General features: G+C 67.3%; 17 protein-coding genes. 13 read left to right on the top strand and 4 right to left on the bottom strand.

Going from position 1 to position 18,042, the window contains the following annotated elements; genetic code table 11:
- Window positions 1-73 precede the first annotated feature (73 nt).
- From ACX1DW_RS20200 to dxs, 10 genes are all read left to right on the top strand, one after another.
- A complete protein-coding gene (locus tag ACX1DW_RS20200) occupies window positions 74-577 on the top strand; it encodes an RNA polymerase sigma factor (protein ID WP_458992258.1) in 504 nt (167 codons plus the stop codon).
- Between the two features lie 196 nt (window positions 578-773).
- The gene (locus ACX1DW_RS20195; protein WP_458992257.1) at window positions 774-2,300 is read left to right on the top strand and encodes a pyridoxal phosphate-dependent decarboxylase family protein; all 1,527 of its coding nucleotides are present in this window, start codon (window positions 774-776) and stop codon (window positions 2,298-2,300) included.
- Complete coding sequence (locus ACX1DW_RS20190; protein ID WP_267931267.1) at window positions 2,297-3,616, top strand: lysine N(6)-hydroxylase/L-ornithine N(5)-oxygenase family protein; 1,320 nt, start codon at window positions 2,297-2,299, stop codon at window positions 3,614-3,616. Before ACX1DW_RS20195 ends, ACX1DW_RS20190 begins: the two co-directional genes overlap by 4 nt.
- A complete protein-coding gene (locus ACX1DW_RS20185) occupies window positions 3,613-4,767 on the top strand; it encodes an MFS transporter (RefSeq protein WP_200597559.1) in 1,155 nt (384 codons plus the stop codon). The genes ACX1DW_RS20190 and ACX1DW_RS20185 overlap by 4 nt, the downstream gene beginning before the upstream one ends.
- Window positions 4,764-5,351: a GNAT family N-acetyltransferase gene (locus ACX1DW_RS20180; protein WP_267931268.1), complete on the top strand. Its 588-nt coding sequence runs from the start codon at window positions 4,764-4,766 to the stop codon at window positions 5,349-5,351. The genes ACX1DW_RS20185 and ACX1DW_RS20180 overlap by 4 nt, the downstream gene beginning before the upstream one ends.
- Window positions 5,348-7,156 carry an IucA/IucC family protein gene (locus tag ACX1DW_RS20175; RefSeq protein ID WP_267931269.1) on the top strand — a complete coding sequence of 603 codons (1,809 nt, stop codon included), beginning with the start codon at window positions 5,348-5,350 and terminating at the stop codon, window positions 7,154-7,156. The genes ACX1DW_RS20180 and ACX1DW_RS20175 overlap by 4 nt, the downstream gene beginning before the upstream one ends.
- Complete coding sequence (locus ACX1DW_RS20170) at window positions 7,140-7,901, top strand: siderophore ferric iron reductase (RefSeq protein ID WP_267931270.1); 762 nt, start codon at window positions 7,140-7,142, stop codon at window positions 7,899-7,901. Before ACX1DW_RS20175 ends, ACX1DW_RS20170 begins: the two co-directional genes overlap by 17 nt.
- Before the next feature lie 141 nt (window positions 7,902-8,042).
- Window positions 8,043-8,285, top strand: a complete 243-nt coding sequence (locus ACX1DW_RS20165) for an exodeoxyribonuclease VII small subunit (protein ID WP_003283056.1) — start codon at window positions 8,043-8,045, stop codon at window positions 8,283-8,285.
- Window positions 8,285-9,172, top strand: coding sequence for a polyprenyl synthetase family protein (locus ACX1DW_RS20160; RefSeq protein ID WP_267932916.1), 888 nt, complete (start codon window positions 8,285-8,287; stop codon window positions 9,170-9,172). Before ACX1DW_RS20165 ends, ACX1DW_RS20160 begins: the two co-directional genes overlap by 1 nt.
- Window positions 9,173-9,280: 108 nt before the next feature.
- The gene (gene dxs / locus ACX1DW_RS20155; RefSeq protein ID WP_267931271.1) at window positions 9,281-11,179 is read left to right on the top strand and encodes a 1-deoxy-D-xylulose-5-phosphate synthase; all 1,899 of its coding nucleotides are present in this window, start codon (window positions 9,281-9,283) and stop codon (window positions 11,177-11,179) included.
- A gap of 201 nt (window positions 11,180-11,380) precedes the next feature.
- Here dxs and ACX1DW_RS20150 read toward each other — a convergent pair whose 3' ends face one another.
- Window positions 11,381-11,857 carry a LabA-like NYN domain-containing protein gene (locus tag ACX1DW_RS20150; protein WP_239330515.1) on the bottom strand — a complete coding sequence of 159 codons (477 nt, stop codon included), beginning with the start codon at window positions 11,855-11,857 and terminating at the stop codon, window positions 11,381-11,383.
- Between the two features lie 117 nt (window positions 11,858-11,974).
- Here ACX1DW_RS20150 and ACX1DW_RS20145 point away from each other — a divergent pair, with 117 nt between their 5' ends.
- Complete coding sequence (locus tag ACX1DW_RS20145; RefSeq protein WP_267931272.1) at window positions 11,975-12,655, top strand: YciC family protein; 681 nt, start codon at window positions 11,975-11,977, stop codon at window positions 12,653-12,655.
- 76 nt (window positions 12,656-12,731) lie between these two features.
- Entirely contained in the window at window positions 12,732-13,160 is a 429-nt protein-coding gene (locus ACX1DW_RS20140; RefSeq protein WP_011914724.1) for a VOC family protein, read from the top strand.
- Between the two features lie 10 nt (window positions 13,161-13,170).
- Here ACX1DW_RS20140 and ACX1DW_RS20135 read toward each other — a convergent pair whose 3' ends face one another.
- Window positions 13,171-13,998: an SDR family oxidoreductase gene (locus tag ACX1DW_RS20135; protein WP_110775827.1), complete on the bottom strand. Its 828-nt coding sequence runs from the start codon at window positions 13,996-13,998 to the stop codon at window positions 13,171-13,173.
- A gap of 81 nt (window positions 13,999-14,079) precedes the next feature.
- On the opposite strand from ACX1DW_RS20135, the gene ACX1DW_RS20130 reads away from it, so the two are divergent.
- Window positions 14,080-14,895: a substrate-binding periplasmic protein gene (locus ACX1DW_RS20130; protein WP_458992256.1), complete on the top strand. Its 816-nt coding sequence runs from the start codon at window positions 14,080-14,082 to the stop codon at window positions 14,893-14,895.
- Window positions 14,896-14,898: 3 nt separating this feature from the next.
- Here the strand turns inward: ACX1DW_RS20130 and hrpB are convergent, their stop codons facing one another.
- Window positions 14,899-17,424 carry an ATP-dependent helicase HrpB gene (hrpB, locus tag ACX1DW_RS20125; RefSeq protein WP_458992255.1) on the bottom strand — a complete coding sequence of 842 codons (2,526 nt, stop codon included), beginning with the start codon at window positions 17,422-17,424 and terminating at the stop codon, window positions 14,899-14,901.
- Window positions 17,425-17,483: 59 nt separating this feature from the next.
- Window positions 17,484-17,972, bottom strand: a complete 489-nt coding sequence (locus ACX1DW_RS20120; protein WP_458992254.1) for a hypothetical protein — start codon at window positions 17,970-17,972, stop codon at window positions 17,484-17,486.
- Window positions 17,973-18,042: the final 70 nt, after the last annotated feature.

Genomic DNA, 18,042 nt, shown 5'->3' with positions numbered 1-18,042 from the left:
CGGCAAAGCGCCTGCAATTGCGAAGCGTTCGCATCTGAGTTAGGTTCGTGCCCCCTCCCGGTGGCACGCACTCATGCGCAACAACAACAACAACAAGATTCCCGATGCCTGTCTGCAATGCTATGTCCATCACCGCCAACGGCTGGTAGCCCATCTGACCCGCCTCGGCGGCTGCCGAGCACTGGCCGAGGACCTGGCTCAGGATGCCTGGCTGAAACTGGCGCAGGTCATGCCCGAGCAGAGCCTCGCCAACCCCAAGGCCTATCTCTTTCGCATCGCCACCAATCTCTTGCGCGATGCCCTGCGCCGCCGCGCGCTTGTCGGTGCCGGCGACGAGGCACCGCTGGAACTGATCGAGGCCGTGCAGGCCGACCCCTGCGGGCTGGTGGAACACCAGTGTGCGCTGCGATGCGTCCTGCGCCAGCTCGACGACTTGCCGCCACGCTGTCGCCAGGTGTTCGAACTGGCGCGGCTGGAAGGGCTCAGCCAGGCGGAGATCGCCGAGCGCCTGGGCATTTCGGTGAACACCGTGATCGCTCAGCTGGCCAAGGCGCGCCAGCGGCTGGAGCGGCCGTAATTTTTTTTCTGTCACCCGTAATGGTTTTTCCGCGCTGATTCGTCTTGCCTGTGCCCTTGCGCAATTGAGAGTAATTCTCGATTAAACGGCATCCTCGCAGATGCTTTCGTGCGGCCACGCCGCCAGACAAGAAACCACCGACGCCGCGAAAACGGCCCGCTCCGGGTCGCGGCCGCGCTCGGCCCGAGGAATGTGCATGGCCCCGTCCAGTACCGTAGTGCCCTTCGCCCCCGGCCCCGCCAGCAACGGGCTGTTCACCCGCAGCAATCATGATGACTACCGCCGGCTCCTGCAGCAGGGTCTGAACCTGGTGCAGCAGTGCCTGCAGCGTCAGCAGCAGCCGTTCAGCGGCATCCTTCCGCAGGAGCTGGCCGCCGACTTCGAACGCGTCGATCTCGAGCGCCCGCTGGGCGACGCCGGCGCCGCGCTGCGCGAGCTGGATCAGCTCTATCTGCGCGACGCGGTGTATTTCCACCATCCGCGCTACGTCGCCCATCTCAACTGCCCGGTGGTGCTGCCGGCGCTGCTCGCCGAAGTGCTGGTGTCATCGCTCAATTCCTCGCTCGACACCTGGGACCAGAGCGCCGGCGGCACGCTGATCGAACAACGCCTGATCGACTGGACCTGCGCGCGCATCGGCCTCGGCAGTCAGGCCGACGGCGTCTTCACCAGCGGCGGCACCCAGTCCAACCTGATGGGGCTGCTGCTGGCCCGTGAGCACGTCTGCAACCGCTTGCCCGGCCACGGCGGCAACCTCCAGCACGGGCTACCGCCGGACGCGGGCCGACTGCGCATCCTCGCCTCCCGCGCCAGCCACTTCAGCGTGCAGAAATCCGCCGCGCTGCTGGGGCTGGGCTACGACGCCGTGCGCAGCATCGAAACCGACAGTGCCCAATGCATGAGCGTGCCGGCGCTGGCCCAGGCGCTGGCGGACTGTCAGCGCCTGGGCGAGCTGCCCATGGCCGTGGTCGCCACCGCCGGCACCACCGACTTCGGCAGCATCGACCCGCTGGCGGAGATCGCCGCGCTGTGCCAGCACTACGGCGTCTGGTTGCACGTCGATGCGGCCTATGGCGGCGGCCTGCTGGTCGCGCCGCGCTACCGCGGCTGGCTAGCCGGCATCGAGCACGCCGACTCGGTCACCGTGGACTACCACAAGTCGTTCTTCCAGCCGGTCAGCTGCAGCGGCTTCTTCGTCCGCCAGCGTCAGCACCTGAGCTACATCACCCACCACGCCGACTACCTCAACCCGCGCAGCCAGACCCGCGAGGGCACGCCGAACCTGGTCAACAAGAGTATCCAGACCACCCGCCGCTTCGACGCGCTGAAGCTCTGGCTGACCCTGCGCATCCTCGGTGCCGAGCATCTCGGCGCGATGTTCGAGGAGGTCATCGACCGCGCCGCCGACACCCATCGCCTGCTCGCCGACGACCCGGCCTTCGAGGTCTTCGCCCCGCGCCTGAGCACGCTGGTGTTCCGCTTCGTCGCCGCAGGCGTGGCGGACGAGCGCCTGGACGAGATCAACCGCGAGATCCGCAAGGCGATCTTCCGCTCCGGCGCAGCGGTCATTGCCGCCACCGTGGTCGAGGGTCGGCAGTACCTCAAGTTCACCCTGCTCAACCCGGAAACCACGCTGGACGACCTGCGCGCCATCGTCGAGCTGATTCGTGACCACGGCGCCCGCCTGCTCGACGACCGCCAACCAGTAGGAGATCGCTCATGAACAAGATCTACGACTTCATAGGCATCGGCATCGGCCCGTTCAACCTTGGCCTGGCCTGCCTGGCAGAGCCCATCGACGGACTCGACTGCCTGTTCCTCGACCGCGCCGAGGGCTTCAACTGGCATCCCGGCATGATGCTCGACAGCGCCACCCTGCAGACGCCGTTCATGGCCGATCTGGTGACCCTGGCCGACCCCACCAGCCGTTTCAGCTTTCTCAACTACGCCAAGCAGATCGGGCGGCTGTACGCCTTCTACATCAAGGAAGACTTCTTCCTGATGCGCCGCGAATACAACCAGTACTGCCAGTGGGTGGTGGAGCAGCTCGACAGCCTGCGCTTCGGGCATTTCGTCCAGTACGTCGACTACCTCGACGAGCGTCGCTGCTACCGCGTGCGCGGGGTACATGCGCGCAGCGGCGAGGGTTTCGAGTTCCTCACCCGCCGCCTGGTACTCGGCACCGGCACCACGCCCTATCTGCCGAGTTGCTGCGAAGGCGTGGCCGACCACGTCAGCCACAGCGGCAACTACCTGCAGGACAAGCCACGCCTGCAGGGCAAGCGCTCGATCACGGTGGTCGGCAGCGGCCAGAGCGCGGCGGAGATCTACTACGACCTGCTGCAGGAAATCGACCGCAACGACTATCAGCTGAACTGGATCACCCGCGCGCCGCGCTTCTTCCCGCTGGAATACACCAAGCTGACGCTGGAAATGACCAGCCCCGAGTACATCGACTACTTCCACAGTCTGCCGCGTAGCACCCGGGAAAAGCTCATCGACAGCCAGAAGGGCCTGTACAAGGGCATCAACGGTACGCTGATCAACGCCATCTACGACGAGCTGTACAACCAGAGCCTCAAGGGCGAGGTGCCGACCCAGCTGCTGACCAACGCCGAACTGCGCCGCTGCCAACGCCTGGCCGACGGCACGCTGGAGCTGGAGTTCTTCCAGCACGAACTGCAGCAGAGCTACCGGCACCGCTGCGAGGCGCTGGTGATGGCCAGCGGGTATCAGTACCGCCTGCCACGCTTCATCCAGCCGATCGCCGAACGCATCGTCTGGCAGGCGCCGGAGCGCTTCGCCGTGGCGCGCAACTACAGCATCGACCGCAACGGCGGCGAGGTCTTCGTGCAGAACGCCGGGCTTGCCGATCACGGCCTGGTGACGCCGGATCTCGGCATGGGCTGCTACCGCAACGCCTGCATCCTGCGCGAGATCTGCGGGCGCGAGCACTACCCAGTGGAGACGAAGATCGCCTTCCAGCAGTTCAGCCTGCCGCAGCCGCTCACACCCCAGGGCGCGGTGGCGGCGCGATGACGCTGCGACGCGCACTGATCGGCATGACGCTGCTGGCCGTGCTCGGCGACAGCCTGCTGATGCCGTTCTACCCGCAATACTTCGCCGAGCGTTTCGGCGAGTTGCGCAGCGAGCAGGTCGGGCTGTACCTGGCCGCGGTGTGCCTAGTGGCGATGCTCGCACTGCCCGTGTGGGTGCGCCTTGCACGCCATGCTCACCCGCTGCGGCTGCTGATCCTCGGTCAGCTGGTAGCCGGCGTGCTGGCACTGGCCTGCGCGGCCATCGACCGGCAGTGGCTGTTCTGGCCGGTGTCGCTGGCGATGATCGCCTTCAAGGCCAGCTACCTGCTGATGTATCCCTACGTCATGGGCCTGGTAGGCACCGACCAGCAGGTACGCACCATCGGCCTGCTTTCGGTGGTGGTGCACCTGGGCGCAATCGCCGGCGCGACGCTGGGCGGCGGCGTGCTGCACTACCTCAGTCCGGCGCGGATGTTCGTGCTGATGGGGCTGATGGACTTCGTGCAGATGGCCGTCAGCCTGCTGCTGTTGCGCCACGCGCCGCAACCGGCACGGGTCGATGCGAGCACGCCGCCACGGGCTGCGCAGGAACACCTGGCGATCATCCGCCTGTGCCTGCTGATGCTGGCCTTCTACTTCTGCGTCTACCTGGCGCGGCCGTTCTTCACGCTGTACTGGGAACAGCTCGGCGGACCACAGGCCAGCTGGATCACCGGCCTGGTCTATGCCATTCCCGGCATGCTGGCACTGCTCGCCCTCGCCCTGCACTACCACGCCGGGCAGCACCTGACCGCCTGGCTGCTGCTCGGTGCCGCCGGGCTGGCGTTGCAGGGCGTCGAGCAGATGCCGCTGGTGCTGGCCGGGCGCGTGCTGTTCGGCTGGGCGCTATACCAGCTCACCGTGGCGCTGGATGCGCGACTGTTCGCCCTCAGCCGGCCGGAGCACTACGGCCGCGACTACAGCCTGATCAACATCTTCCAGAACCTCGGCGTACTCACCGCCTCCTGGCTGGCCGGCGTGGTGGTACGTGATGCCGGCCTCGCCGCGCCGTTCCTGCTCTCGGCACTGGGCCTCGTTCTCACCGCATGCACCCTGCGCTGGCTGCTGGTTTCGGCACCGGCCGGGGCGCCTCTCTGTGGAGCCAAACCATGAACACCGCTCTCTCCCGCGCGGAAGGTCCGCGCTTCGTCCGCTACTGCGCCCTCGGCGCCATGCACTTCGAAACCCTGCAACCCGAGCACCTGCCGCTGCTGCAGGACTGGCTGCGCCGCGACTACGCGCGCTTCTGGGGCATGGGCCACATGAGTCTGACGCAGCTGGCCGACTACGTTGACGAGATCCAGCGCAGCAGTCACCGCGACATCGCCCTCGGCCTGTGGAACGGCGAGCCTGCCTTCCTGTTCGAGGGCTACCACCCTGCCCACGACCGGCTCGCCGACCACTATCAGGTGCGCCCCGGCGACCGCGGCATGCACCTGCTGCTCGCCCCCTGCGAGCGCCCGGTGCACGGCTTCAGCCTGGAGGTGATGCGCAGCATCCTCGCCTATCAGTTCGCCGACCCGTTCGCCCGCCGCATCGTCGTCGAGCCCGACGCCCGCAACGCCAAGGTACATGCGCTCAACCGCCGGGTCGGCTTCGTCTACCAGTGCCTGCTGCATCTGCCGGAGAAGGACGCCTGTCTGGCGTTCTGCACCCGTGCGCAGTTCCTCGCCACCCTTCAGGAGAACCCGCAATGAATCAGCTCGTACGCCTGCCGACCGCTACCAGCGACCTGGCCACCGACCATCTGCAAGCCGAACTCTGGGCCCGCGCCAATCGCCTGCTGCTGAAAAAGGCGCTGGCCGAGTTCAGCCACGAGAAGCTGCTCAGCCCCGAGCCGCTGGGTGACAGCCACTACCGCGTCGCCGTGCCGGACAGCTCGACGGAGTACCGCTTCAGGGCGCGGCGGCTGGCGCTGGATCACTGGTCGATCGCCACCGACTCCATCGAAAAGCTCAGCGACGGGGAACCACAGCCGCTGGATGCCCTTGCGTTCATCATCGAATTCAGCGACGTCCTCGGCCTTTCCGAAGCCAACCTGCCGCTCTACCTGGACGAGATCAGCAGCACCCTGTTCGGCAGCGCCTACAAACTCGCCAACAGCCCGCTGAGCGCGGCCCAGCTGGCCCTGTCGGACTTCCAGCAAATCGAGACCGGCATGCGCGAAGGTCATCCGGGATTCGTCGCCAACAACGGGCGGATGGGGTTCGACGCCCAGGATTACCGCGCCTACGCGCCGGAAGCCGCCAGCCCGGTGCGTCTGGTCTGGCTCGCCGTGCACCGCAGCCGCGCCAGCTACAGCGCCATCGACGGGCTCGACCAGGCGACCCTGTTGCGCGAGGAACTGGGTGGCCAGCTCGGCGTGTTCCACAACCAGCTGCAGGCGCTGCAGCTCGACCCGGACGACTATCTGCTGATGCCGGCGCATCCCTGGCAGTGGCACAACATCCTGGCCATCGGTTTCGCCGCGGAGATCGCCAACCGGCAGATCGTCTATCTCGGCCTGAGCAACGATCGTTACCTGGCGCAGCAGTCGATCCGCACCTTCTTCAACCAGAGCGAGCCGCAGCGGCGCTACGTGAAGACCGCCCTGTCGATCCTCAACATGGGCTTCATGCGCGGGCTGTCGCCCTATTACATGCAGGCGACCCCGGCGATCAACGCCTACCTCGCCGGCCGCGTGGCGCGCGACCCGCTGCTGCGCGACTGCGGCTTCCAGCTGCTGCGCGAGGTGGCGGCGATCGGCTATCGCAACCCTTACTACGAGCAGGCGCTGCCGGCCAGCAGCCCCTACCGCAAGATGCTCTCGGCGCTCTGGCGCGAGAGCCCGCTGGGCCACATCGAACCTGGCCAGCGGCTGATGACCATGGCCGCGCTGCTGCACAGCGACGGCGACGAGCGCGCCCTGCTGCCGACGCTGATCAGCGCCTCGGGACTCACCGCAGACCGCTGGCTGCGGCAGTACCTCAATGCCTACCTGAAGCCGCTGCTGCACTGCTTCTATGCCCATGACCTGGTCTTCATGCCCCATGGCGAAAACCTGATCCTGGTGCTGGAAGACCATGTGCCGGTCCGCGTGCTGATGAAGGACATCGGTGAGGAAGCGGTGATCCTCGATGCCGAGGCGAAGATTCCCGAAGCGGTCGGCCGTCTCGCCGTCTCGGTGCCGGAAGAGCTCAAGGTGCTGTCGATCTTCACCGACGTGTTCGACGGCTTCTTCCGCTACCTGGCGCAGATTCTCGACGAACAGGGCGGCCTGCCGGAGCAGCGCTTCTGGCAGCAGGTCGCCGACTGCATCGCCGACTACCAGGCCAGCCAGCCGCAGCTGCGCGACAAGTTCGCCCGTTACGACCTGTTCGCCGAGGAATTCGCCCGCTCCTGCCTGAACCGCCTGCAGCTGGGCAACAACCGACAGATGCTCGACCTCGCCGATCCGGCCGGAGCGCTGAAATTCGCGGGCACCCTGAAGAACCCCGTGGCGCGCTATGCACCGGAGCGCTGAAGCGCGCTGGCCGCCCACGGATGCGCTGGGCAGCCTGCTGCTGCGCCTGCGTCGCGTGCTGCCGGGCCTCGATGGCCGGGTCGGCGCACCCCGCGCCGACGAGCTGACGCTGGAGCATCCGCAGTCTGTGGCCAGGCTGCTGGCGCACTGGCAGGCGGCCTGGCCGGAAGCGGGCCGCCACTACTGGGCGGCGCGCTGCTGGACGCTGCTGGTCTGGCAGCCCATCTACCTGCAGGTGCTCGCGGTGCGCCTGGCCGGCCAGGCCCCGTGCCTGGACGGACTGGCGCAGGGCGTCGAACAGGGCTTCGTCGCCGGGTTCTGCCTGCCCGATCACCAGCCACTGCAGGGCGAGTCCCAGCGCCTGCTGCGCCATGCCGGCGCCCAGATCCGTGGCTTCTGTGAACAGGCCCAGGCCGTCAGCGGGCCGCTGCTCGGGCTGCACCCCAAACTGGCGCAGAGGCTGGCGGCCGACTGCGTCATGGCCGCACTGCTGCATAGCCAGCGCCTCGACGGTTGCGGCAACCTGCAACTTTGCCGGGCGGCTGACGTCTGGCTGGCGGCTTGCGCCATGTCCGGCGCCAGCGGCCTGCTCGCGGTACCGCTGGCTGAAGGCGGTACGCGCCTGGGCCTGCAGCGCAAGGCGTGCTGCCAGCACTTTCGCCGCGCCGATGGCGAACTCTGCGACAGCTGCCCGAAGCTGCCGCTCGCCGAACGGGAAAGGCGACTGCGCGAGCAGGACCACTGAGCGGCGGAGCGGGTTGACGGGCACCCCGCCGGCCTACGCAGGTTGATACACATCACGCGGGCAAACCTTGTGGCTGCCACGGGCGTTTCTTTGCTAATGTCGCGCCCGTTTCCGACTCGCCGCCGACGACAGGTTCCCGCCATGGCCCGCAAGAAAGCTGCACTCGATTTCGAACAATCCCTTGCCGAGCTGCAACAGCTGGTGGAGCGCCTGGAGAGCGGCGAGCTGTCGCTGGAAGACTCGCTGACCTGCTTCGAACAGGGCATCGGCCTGACCCGCGACTGCCAGGCGGCGCTGAGCCAGGCCGAGCAGAAGGTGCAGATCTTGCTGGAACGCGACGGCAGCCTGCAGGAAGCCCCCTTCGAGTCGGACCCCGAAGCATGATGATCGGCGACTACCAGAAAGGCTGTCAGCAGCGCGTCGACGGCTGCCTCGAAGCCCTCTTCGTCCCGCCGCTGCCGCAGCTCGAGCGGCTCTACCAGGCCATGCGCTACAGCGTGATGAACGGTGGCAAGCGCGTCCGCCCGCTGCTGGTCTACGCCGCCTGCGAAGCATTGAATGGTGACAAGGCCAGCGCCGACGGCGCTGCCTGCGCGGTCGAGCTGATCCATGCCTATTCGCTGGTGCACGACGATCTGCCGGCGATGGACGACGACGACCTGCGTCGCGGCCAGCCCACCACCCACAAGGCTTTCGACGAGGCCTGCGCCATCCTTGCCGGCGACGGCCTGCAGAGTCTGGCCTTCGAGGCCATGGCCCAGGCCGAACACAATCCGCAGGACGCCACGCTGCGCCTGCGCATGTTCGCCGTGCTGGCGCGCGCCGCCGGGCCGGCGGGCATGGTCGGCGGTCAGGCCATCGACCTCGGTTCGGTGGGCCTCAAGCTCGATCGCGACGCCCTCGAGCTGATGCACCGACACAAGACCGGGGCGCTGATCGAGGCCAGCGTGCAGCTCGGCGCGCTGGCCAGTGGCCGTGCCGATGCCGACAACCTCGCCTCGCTGAGCCAGTACGCCCGCGCCATCGGCCTGGCCTTCCAGGTCCAGGACGACATTCTCGACGTGGAAAGCGACACCGCGACGCTCGGCAAGCACCAAGGTGCCGACATCGCCCGGGACAAACCCACCTACCCGGCCCTGCTCGGCATGGACGCGGCCAAGGCCTATGCACTGGAGTTGCGCGACCAGGCACTGCACGCCCTGCGGCCGTTCGATACCGCCGCCGAGCCGCTGCGCGAGCTGGCGCGCTACATTGTCGAACGACGCAATTGACCTTTCGCCGAAATCGCAGTCAAACCCCTACCGGACCCGGGGCCGTTCTTATCGAGGGGCCCATCGGGTAAACTGCCGCTCTTTTTTCCAACGACAACGATCCGCCTGATGCCCAAGACGTTCCATGAGATTCCTCGGGTGCGCCCCGCGACGCCCGTTCTTGACCGAGCGGCGACCCCCGAGCAGCTGCGCCGACTGGGCGAGGCGGAACTCGAAGAGCTTGCCAACGAACTGCGCCAGGAGCTGCTGTACAGCGTCGGCCGCACCGGTGGGCACTTCGGCGCCGGCCTCGGCGTGGTCGAACTGACCATCGCCCTGCACTACGTCTACGACACACCGGACGACCGGTTGGTCTGGGACGTCGGCCACCAGGCCTATCCGCACAAGATCCTCACCGGCCGCCGTGAGCGCATGGCCACCCTGCGCCAGAAGGATGGCCTGGCCGCCTTCCCGCGTCGCTCGGAAAGCGAATACGACACCTTCGGCGTCGGTCATTCCAGCACCTCGATCAGCGCCGCCCTGGGCATGGCGGTCGCCGCCCGTCTGAAAGGCGAGCAGCGCAAGTCCATCGCGGTGATCGGCGACGGTGCCCTCACCGCCGGCATGGCCTTCGAGGCGCTCAACCACGCCCCGGAAGTCGGCGCCAACATGCTGGTCGTGCTCAACGACAACGACATGTCGATCTCGCGCAACGTCGGCGGCCTGTCCAACTACCTGGCCAAGATCCTCTCCAGCCGCACCTATTCGAGCATGCGCGAAGGCAGCAAGAAGATCCTCTCGCGCCTACCGGGTGCCTGGGAAATCGCCCGCCGCACCGAGGAATACGCCAAGGGCATGCTGGTGCCCGGCACGCTGTTCGAGGAACTGGGCTGGAACTACATCGGCCCCATCGACGGCCACGACCTGCCGACCCTGATCGCCACCTTGCGCAACATGCGCGACCTCGACGGCCCGCAGTTCCTCCATGTGGTGACGAAGAAGGGCAAGGGCTTCGCCCCGGCCGAGGCCGACCCCATCACCTGGCATGCAATCAGCAAATTGGAGCCAGTCGGCGCGCCGCCAGCGCCGAAGAAGCCCACGGGGCCGAAATACTCCAACGTCTTCGGCCAGTGGCTATGCGACATGGCCGCCGCCGACCCGCGCCTGGCCGGCATAACCCCGGCGATGAAGGAAGGTTCGGACCTGGTGGCCTTCAGCGAGCGCTACCCGGAGCGTTACTTCGATGTCGCCATCGCCGAGCAGCATGCCGTGACGCTGGCGGCCGGCATGGCCTGCGAAGGCATGAAGCCGGTGGTGGCGATCTACTCGACGTTCCTCCAGCGCGCCTACGATCAGCTGATCCATGACGTCGCGGTGCAGAACCTCGATGTGCTGTTTGCCATCGACCGCGCCGGCCTGGTCGGCGAGGACGGCCCGACCCATGCCGGCAGTTTCGACCTCTCCTACCTGCGCTGCATCCCCGGCATGCTGGTGATGACGCCCAGCGACGAGAACGAGATGCGCCGCATGCTCACCACCGGCTACCACTTCGAAGGCCCGGCCGCGGTGCGCTACCCGCGCGGCAGCGGCCCCAATGCCGCCATCGAACCAGGGCTGGAACCGCTGGAAATCGGCAAGGCCGTGGTACGCCGTCAGGGCAGCAAGGTGGCGCTACTGGTGTTCGGCGTGCAGCTGCCGGAGGCGCTGCAGGTCGGCGAGGCGCTGGACGCCACGGTGGTCGACATGCGTTTCGTCAAGCCGCTGGACGAAGCCCTGCTGCGCGAACTGGCGGGCAGCCACGAGCTGCTGGTGACGGTAGAGGAGAACAGCATCATGGGCGGTGCCGGCAGTGCGGTGGCCGAGTTCCTCGCTGCCGAAGGCGTGCTGCGACCGATCCTGCATCTGGGCCTGCCGGACTACTACGTCGAGCACGCCAAGCCCAGCGAAATGCTCGCCGAGTGCGGCCTGGATGCCGCCGGCATCGAGGCAGCGGTGCGCAAGCGCCTGGCGGCGCTGGGCAAAGCCTGAGGTCGTTTTGGTGGATGGGTGAAGCGTCATCCACCCTACGATCACAGCGCCGCTGAGTGGGAGGCGTAGGGTGGAAAACTGCGCAGCATTTTCCACGACGTGGCTCCGCTGCGGTGGATGGGTGGAGCATCATCCATCCTACACTGGCAACTCCGAGTCGCCCCGTTGGCAGACAATCCCGTTCTCTCAAAGCGGCGGATTTCAGCCACGCAACAACAAGTTACCCTCGATTGGCACATAACGCGTCGCCGCGCGAATCAACGACTGCGCGGTGAGCCCCGGAACGCCGTAGGCTGTGGCTTCGGCGCCACCGGCACGCACCCGTTCGAGCAGCAGGTCGAAATCACCGTCACCGGATGCCAGCACCACCTCGTCGACCCGCGCCGCTGCATCCAGCACATCGATGGTGATACCCACGTCCCAGTCGCCCTTGGCCGAGCCGTCGCTGCGCTGGATATAGGGTTTGAGCTTCACCGTGAAGCCCAGCTTGCGCAGGATCTGCTGAAACTGCTGCTGGCGCGGATCGCCGCGCTCGATGGCGTAGGCATAGGCCTCGACGATGCTGCCACGGCGGCTGACATCGGCCCACAGCGCCGAATAATCGAAATGACAGCCATGGGCCTGGCGCACGGTGTAGTAGAGGTTCTGCACATCGGCGAACAGGGCGATCTTCTTCACGCGGCAGCCTGAAATCTGAATGGACCGCCAGTATGGACGGCGAAATCGCGCATGTCCCGTCCTTGCCGCATCCGTTACAGTGGCGCCCCGAAACGACTACCTCACCTTCGGTCTGCAATGAACGTTCTTGCCATCCTGCGCGACGCCTGGTTTTTCTACTCCCGCCACTTCCTGACCATCGTCCGGCTCTGCCTGCCGCTGATCCTGCTGGAAAGTCTGACCCGTCGGGCGCTCGACCACTGGCTCGGCGAAGACGTCCTGCCCGCGCTGGACCTGCTGGTGGGCCTGATCTTCTATCCGCTGTACGTCGGCGCGCTGATCCTCTTTCTGGACGCGCGCAGCCGTGGCCATGATCCGGCTCTGGGCGCGGTCTATGCCCGGGCGCTGCCATTGTGGCCAGCATTGGCTGTGCTTTCGGGGCTGGGCACGCTGTTGATCCTGCTCGGCGCCTCGCTGTTCGTGCTGCCGGGCATCTGGGTAATGGTCAAGATCGCCTTCGCCGAGTACCTGCTGGTGCTGCGCGGGCTGACACCGCTGGCAGCGCTGAAGCAGAGCTTCCTCCTCACCCGCGGGCATTTTCTGCTGATCCTGGGCTGTGTGATGACCGTGCTGTTGCCGGTCTGGATGCTCGAGGTCTGGATCGCCGCTCAACTGTTCGCTGACGAGACCCCACCGCTATTGCCGGCGATGCTGCTGGATGGCGTGGTCGGCCTGCTGCAACTGCTGCCGACCATCATGCTGTTCCGCTGCTTCATGCTCTGCAGCGAACCGCCGGCAAGGCAGTCGGAGCCCGGCTGAGTCGCCGTTCGGCTGGTCCCGCGGCCAGGCGCCGATGGCCTGCTAGGCTTGCTTGGCCATTCAAGGAGAACGCACCATGGCCGAACAGAACCCCAGCATCCTTTCCCACATTTCCCTGGGCAGCAATCGCTTCGACGAGGCGGTTGCCTTCTATGACCAGGTCCTCGCCACCCTCGGCTGCAAACGCATCCTCGAACATCCGGGCGCGGTCGCCTGGGGCCGCGAATACCCGGAATTCTGGGTCCAACGCCCGTTCGACGGCGGCACGGCCTCCGTCGGCAACGGCACCCATGTAGGCTTCTTCGCTGCCGATCAGGCTGCCGTGGACGCCTTCCACCGAGCCGCCATTGCCGCCGGCGCGGTCGATGAAGGCGCCCCGGGACCACGGCCGGAGTATGGCGAGCCCTATTACGGGTGCTTCGTCCGTGATCTGGACGGCCACAAGATCGAGGCAGCCTACTGGGACGCCGCGCTGATGGAGCAGCTCTACGGCAGCGGCGAGTGACCGCGGGGCATCAGGTTCGACTGCCGAGCAGCCGTGGCAGCAGCAGCTGCTGGTACAGGCGCGGACACCAGCGCGCCAGCAGCCGCGCCTTCCAGTCCAGATTGGAGTGCACCAGCAGCGGGCGCCGACGCAGCGCGCCCTGGTAGATCGCCTCGGCGACATCCTGTGGCGAGGCGACCCGGCCGATGTCCAGCACCGGCGACGGTGCGGTGGAGCCGTCGCCGACCAGCACGTTCTTGCGCAGGTCGGTGGCGGTGTAACCGGGGCAGACCAGCATCACATGCACCCCGGTATCGCTCAGCTCGCCGCGCAGCGTCTCGAACAGCCCGTGCAGCGCGTGCTTGCTGGCGTTGTAGGCGGCGCGGTTGGGCACAGGGGCATACTGCGAAAGCGAGCTGAGCACGATGATCTGCCCGTCCCGGGCGATCAGGCTGGGCAGTGCCGCCTGGGTGCAATGCAGCGCGCCGTAGAAATTCACCGCCATCACCCGCTGGAACACCGCCAGGCTGGTGCTCGCCACCGGGCTGCGATGGGTGATGCCGGCGTTGTTGACCAGCACATCAATGCCGCCGTAACGCTCGATCACCAGCGTCACCGCGCGCTGCACCGCCTCGGCGTCACTGACGTCGCAGCACAGCCCCAGCGCTTCGGCGTTGTGGTGATCGGCCAGATGCTGCACCAGGCCATCCAGCGCATCCTGATGCAGATCGAAGATCACCAGCCGCGCGCCGGCCTGGGCCATACGCACCGCCAGGGCACGGCCGATTCCGGCACAGCCACCGGTGATCAGCACCAGCTTGCGGTTGAACACCTTGCGATCGAACACCTTGCGCTGCATATCTTTACTCCTCGCCCGCGACATCGCGCCTTGCCTTGAGCATAGGTCGAGATAAGCAGACATACCTCACGCCGCCGCAATATGCCTCATGGACAACGGCGCAACGGCTGCGCATGCTTGCCGGAACAGCGCAAGCCAGTGATCGATCCTTTGAACGCATTCCTCCAACTGGGCGTGGCCCTGCTCTGCAGCCTGTCTGCCGGGGCGATGGCAGACTCCGTTTCGCCGCGAGCCCTCAATATCGGCTATTACGAATTCGCGCCTGCCATCTATACCGACGCCCACGGCACGGCGCGCGGCGAGCTGGCCGAGCTGACCCGCCGCGTGGCGCGCCAGGCCGGCTATGAGGCACGCTTCCGACCGCTGCCCAGTGCGCGCCTGTATGCGGCCCTGGAAAACGGCAGTATCGACGTCTGGCCCGGTGCCCGGGGCAAGCCTGAGCTCGCCGCGCATACCCTGGAGGGGCGGCATACCCTCAGTCAGATCAACCTCAACCTGTACCGCCGTGCGGGCACACCGGCGCCACGCATTCCCGAGGATCTGGCCGGCAAGTCGCTGATCCTGATCGGCGGCTACAGCTACTGGCCGAACGTCAACACGATGCTCGAGAACCCGGCGCTCGATCTGCGTCTGCTGCGCACCAGCAACCACCTTTCGGCGCTGGAAATGCTGCGGCGCAAGCGTGGCGACTATCTGCTCGACTACCAGATCCCGGTGGAGCAGGCGCGGCAGCGGCTGCAGATGGAAGAGCTGCCCTACCTGCGCCTGACCCAGGTGCCGATCCACTTCATCGTTTCGCGCCACGCGCACGACGCCGAAACCATCGTCGATGCACTGGACCAGGCCTACGAAACGCTGCGCCAGGCCGGCGAAGACCTCAGCCTGCCCTCCGACTGAGCCTCACTGCCCGCGTGGCTTGGCCCGGGCGGTGGGCTCGGCGACCAGCGGGTCGTCCGGCCAGTAGTGCTTGGGATAGCGCCCCTTCAGATCCTTCTTCACCTCGGCATAGGTATTGGCCCAGAAGCTCGCCAGGTCCTGGGTGACCTGTACCGGCCGGCGCGCCGGTGACAGCAGGTGCAGCTTGACGACCTGCCGGCCGCCGGCGATACGCGGCGTGTCGGCCAGGCCGAACAGTTCCTGCAGGCGCACCGCCAGCACCGGCGGCTGCTCGCTGTAGTCCAACCGAATACGCGAGCCGGAGGGCACCGTGATGGCCACCGGTGCCTGCTCCTCCAGGCGCTGCGGCAGCGGCCAGGGCAGCAGGGTGGCGAGCATCGCGGCGAGATCCAGCTGGGCGAAGTGCGCCAGCCGCGTGACCTTGCCCAGGTAAGGCAGCAGCCAGTCCTCCAGGCGTGCCAGCAGCGCGGCGTCGCTGACATCCGGCCAGTCGCTGGTGCCACCCGCAGCCAGATCGAGCTGGCGCAGCAAGCCGATACGCGCCTGCCACTGGCGCAGCTCCGGCGTCCAGGCCAGCAGCTCCAGCCCCTTGCGCCGCACCAGCGCGAGCAGCGCCTTGCCGCGTTCCGCTTCATCCAGCGTCGGCAGCGGTTCGCGGCTGAGCACCAGCTCGCCGACCCGCCGCTGTCGCTCGGCGCGCAGCACGCCCTCGCGCTCGTCCCATTCCAGCTCGTCACGCACGACGACCTGCTCGGCCAACGCCCCCTCGAACAGCGCCGGGTCCAATGCCACGGCGCGATAGATGCGCTCCTCGCGCTGGCCCTGATGACTGCCCAGTTCGGCGATCACCAACCAGGACTCCTTCATCAGCGCATCCGGCTCGCCGAACTGCGCCGCGCGGCCGTTGGCCAGCCGATAGCCACCGCCGCCCTCGCGGCGCTGTCGGGCCACCCGGTCCGGATAGGCGAAGGCCAGCAGTGCGGCCAGGGCGTGTTGCTCATCGAGTTGAGCAGCCGGCGCCGCCGCGCCACCGCGCAGCAAGCTGCGAAACTGCCGGGCCATCTGCCGGACGCGCTGTACCCCAGCACCACGACCATCCTGCAACTGATGCAGGCGCAGGGCGAGATCGGCTCCGCCGCCGCGCTGCCCGCCGGGTTGAATGTCGCGCTCGACCAGCAGCGCCGCCACGTCGGCAGCCAACGCAGCCACGCCCAACGCCTGCCCGCGCAGCAGCATATGCGCCAGCCGCGGGTGCGCCGGCAACTCGGCCATGGCCTGGCCGTGGCGGGTCAGCTGCCAGCCGCGATGTTCGTTGCGCTGCAATGCGCCAAGGCGCTCGAGCAGTGCCTGAGCCTGGGCGTAAGCCGCCGCCGGCGGGCGATCAAGCCAGGCTAGCTCGTCCGGCTCGACACCCCAGCGCGCCAGTTGCAGCGCGACACCAGCAAGGTCAGCCTGGAGGATTTCCGCCTCGCCATAGGCAGCTAGCTGCACATGCTGATCCTCGGACCACAGCCGATAGCAGACACCCGGCTCCAGCCGCCCGGCCCGCCCCGCCCGTTGCGTGGCCGAGGCGCGCGAGATGCGACGGGTTTCCAGACGGGTCATGCCACTGCCGGGGTCGAAGCGCGGCACCCGCGCCAGCCCGGCATCCACCACCACGCGCACGCCTTCGATGGTCAGGCTGGTCTCGGCGATATTGGTCGCCAGTACCACCTTGCGCAGGCCCGCCGGTGCCGGCTCGATCGCCGCGCGCTGCTGGGCCAGCTCCAGCTCGCCGTGCAGCGGGCAGAGCAGAATGTCGCCGCGCCCCTCCAGCTGTTCGGCCAGCGCCTCGTTCACCCGGCGGATCTCGGCCTGCCCGGGCAGAAACACCAGCACGCTGCCCGGCTCTTCGTTCAGTGCCTGCAGCACCGTCTGCACCACGCGCGGCTCGATACGTTCATTCGCAGGGACGACGCGTCCCCAGCGCTGCGCGACTGGATGCATGCGGCCCTCGCTGCGCACCACCGGGGCATTGTCGAGCAACGCCGACAGGCGCTGGCCCTCCAGCGTCGCCGACATCAGCAGCAGCTTCAGCGGCTCGTCGCGCAGCAGCTGACGCGCATTGAGCGTCAGCGCCAGGGCCAGATCGGCATCCAGGCTGCGCTCGTGGAATTCGTCGAAGATCACCAGCCCGACGCCTTCCAGTGCCGGATCGTCCTGCAGGCGGCGCGCAAGGATGCCCTCGGTGACCACCTCGATGCGGGTGTTCGGCCCGACCTTGCTGTCCAGGCGGATGCGATAGCCCACCGTCTCGCCGACCCGCTCGCCGAGCTCGCTGGCCAGGCGCTCGGCAGCGGCGCGGGCGGCCAGCCGGCGGGGTTCGAGCATGATGATGGTCTGCCCGGCCAACCAAGTTTCGCCTAGCAGCGCCAGCGGCACGCGGGTGGTCTTGCCGGCGCCGGGCGGCGCCTCGAGCACGGCTTCGTCGCACTGCTGCAGAGCCTGGCGCAACGCCGGCAGAACTTCGTCGATCGGTAGGGAATTCATGAGCACTCGCTTCGGGCAGACGATTCAACAACCGAAGCGCCCGCCCGAAGCTGGGCGCATCAGTTGACGCTGTAGCCGCGTCCGGTCAGGCAGGCACCGAGGGCGCGCTTGTAGGTATCGGCAACGCTGGCCGCCGGAGCCGTCCGGGCGCTGGCCGGGTCGAAACCGCTCTGGCTGACCGCCCAGCTATGGCACTCGTAGCGGTCGCGGCTCTGCTGCTCGGCACTCTGGCCCTTGGCCGGATAGGCGATGACATCATATCGCGTGGCCTCGCTGGCCAGCAGCGGCGGCTGACTGACCGGCTCGTAGACATTGCGCTCGGCATTCCACAGGTAATAGGTTCCGGCGGCGATGAAGTAGAGCATGCTGCCGATCCAGATTTCCCGCGCGCCGGCCGGCAGACCGTGGCCGTGACGCGGGCCCGGATGAAAATAACGGACTTTGGGTGGATCGTGCCGCACTTTCGGGCCTGGCGCGGCGAATGCTGGTGCACTGAGGAAAGCTGCAAGTAGCGCGGCGAAGCTTGTATGCGAAATGAACCAGGGCATGGTGTGCCTCCAGATGAAGACGAGGTTGCTACGGCGCTGATTATCCGCGCGACGAGACGAGGAAATCGTC

The sequence above is a fragment of the Stutzerimonas sp. KH-1 genome, assembly GCF_054483855.1.
Note: the sequence above shows the minus strand (reverse complement) of the source record. Positions and strands in the feature narration are given on the sequence as shown.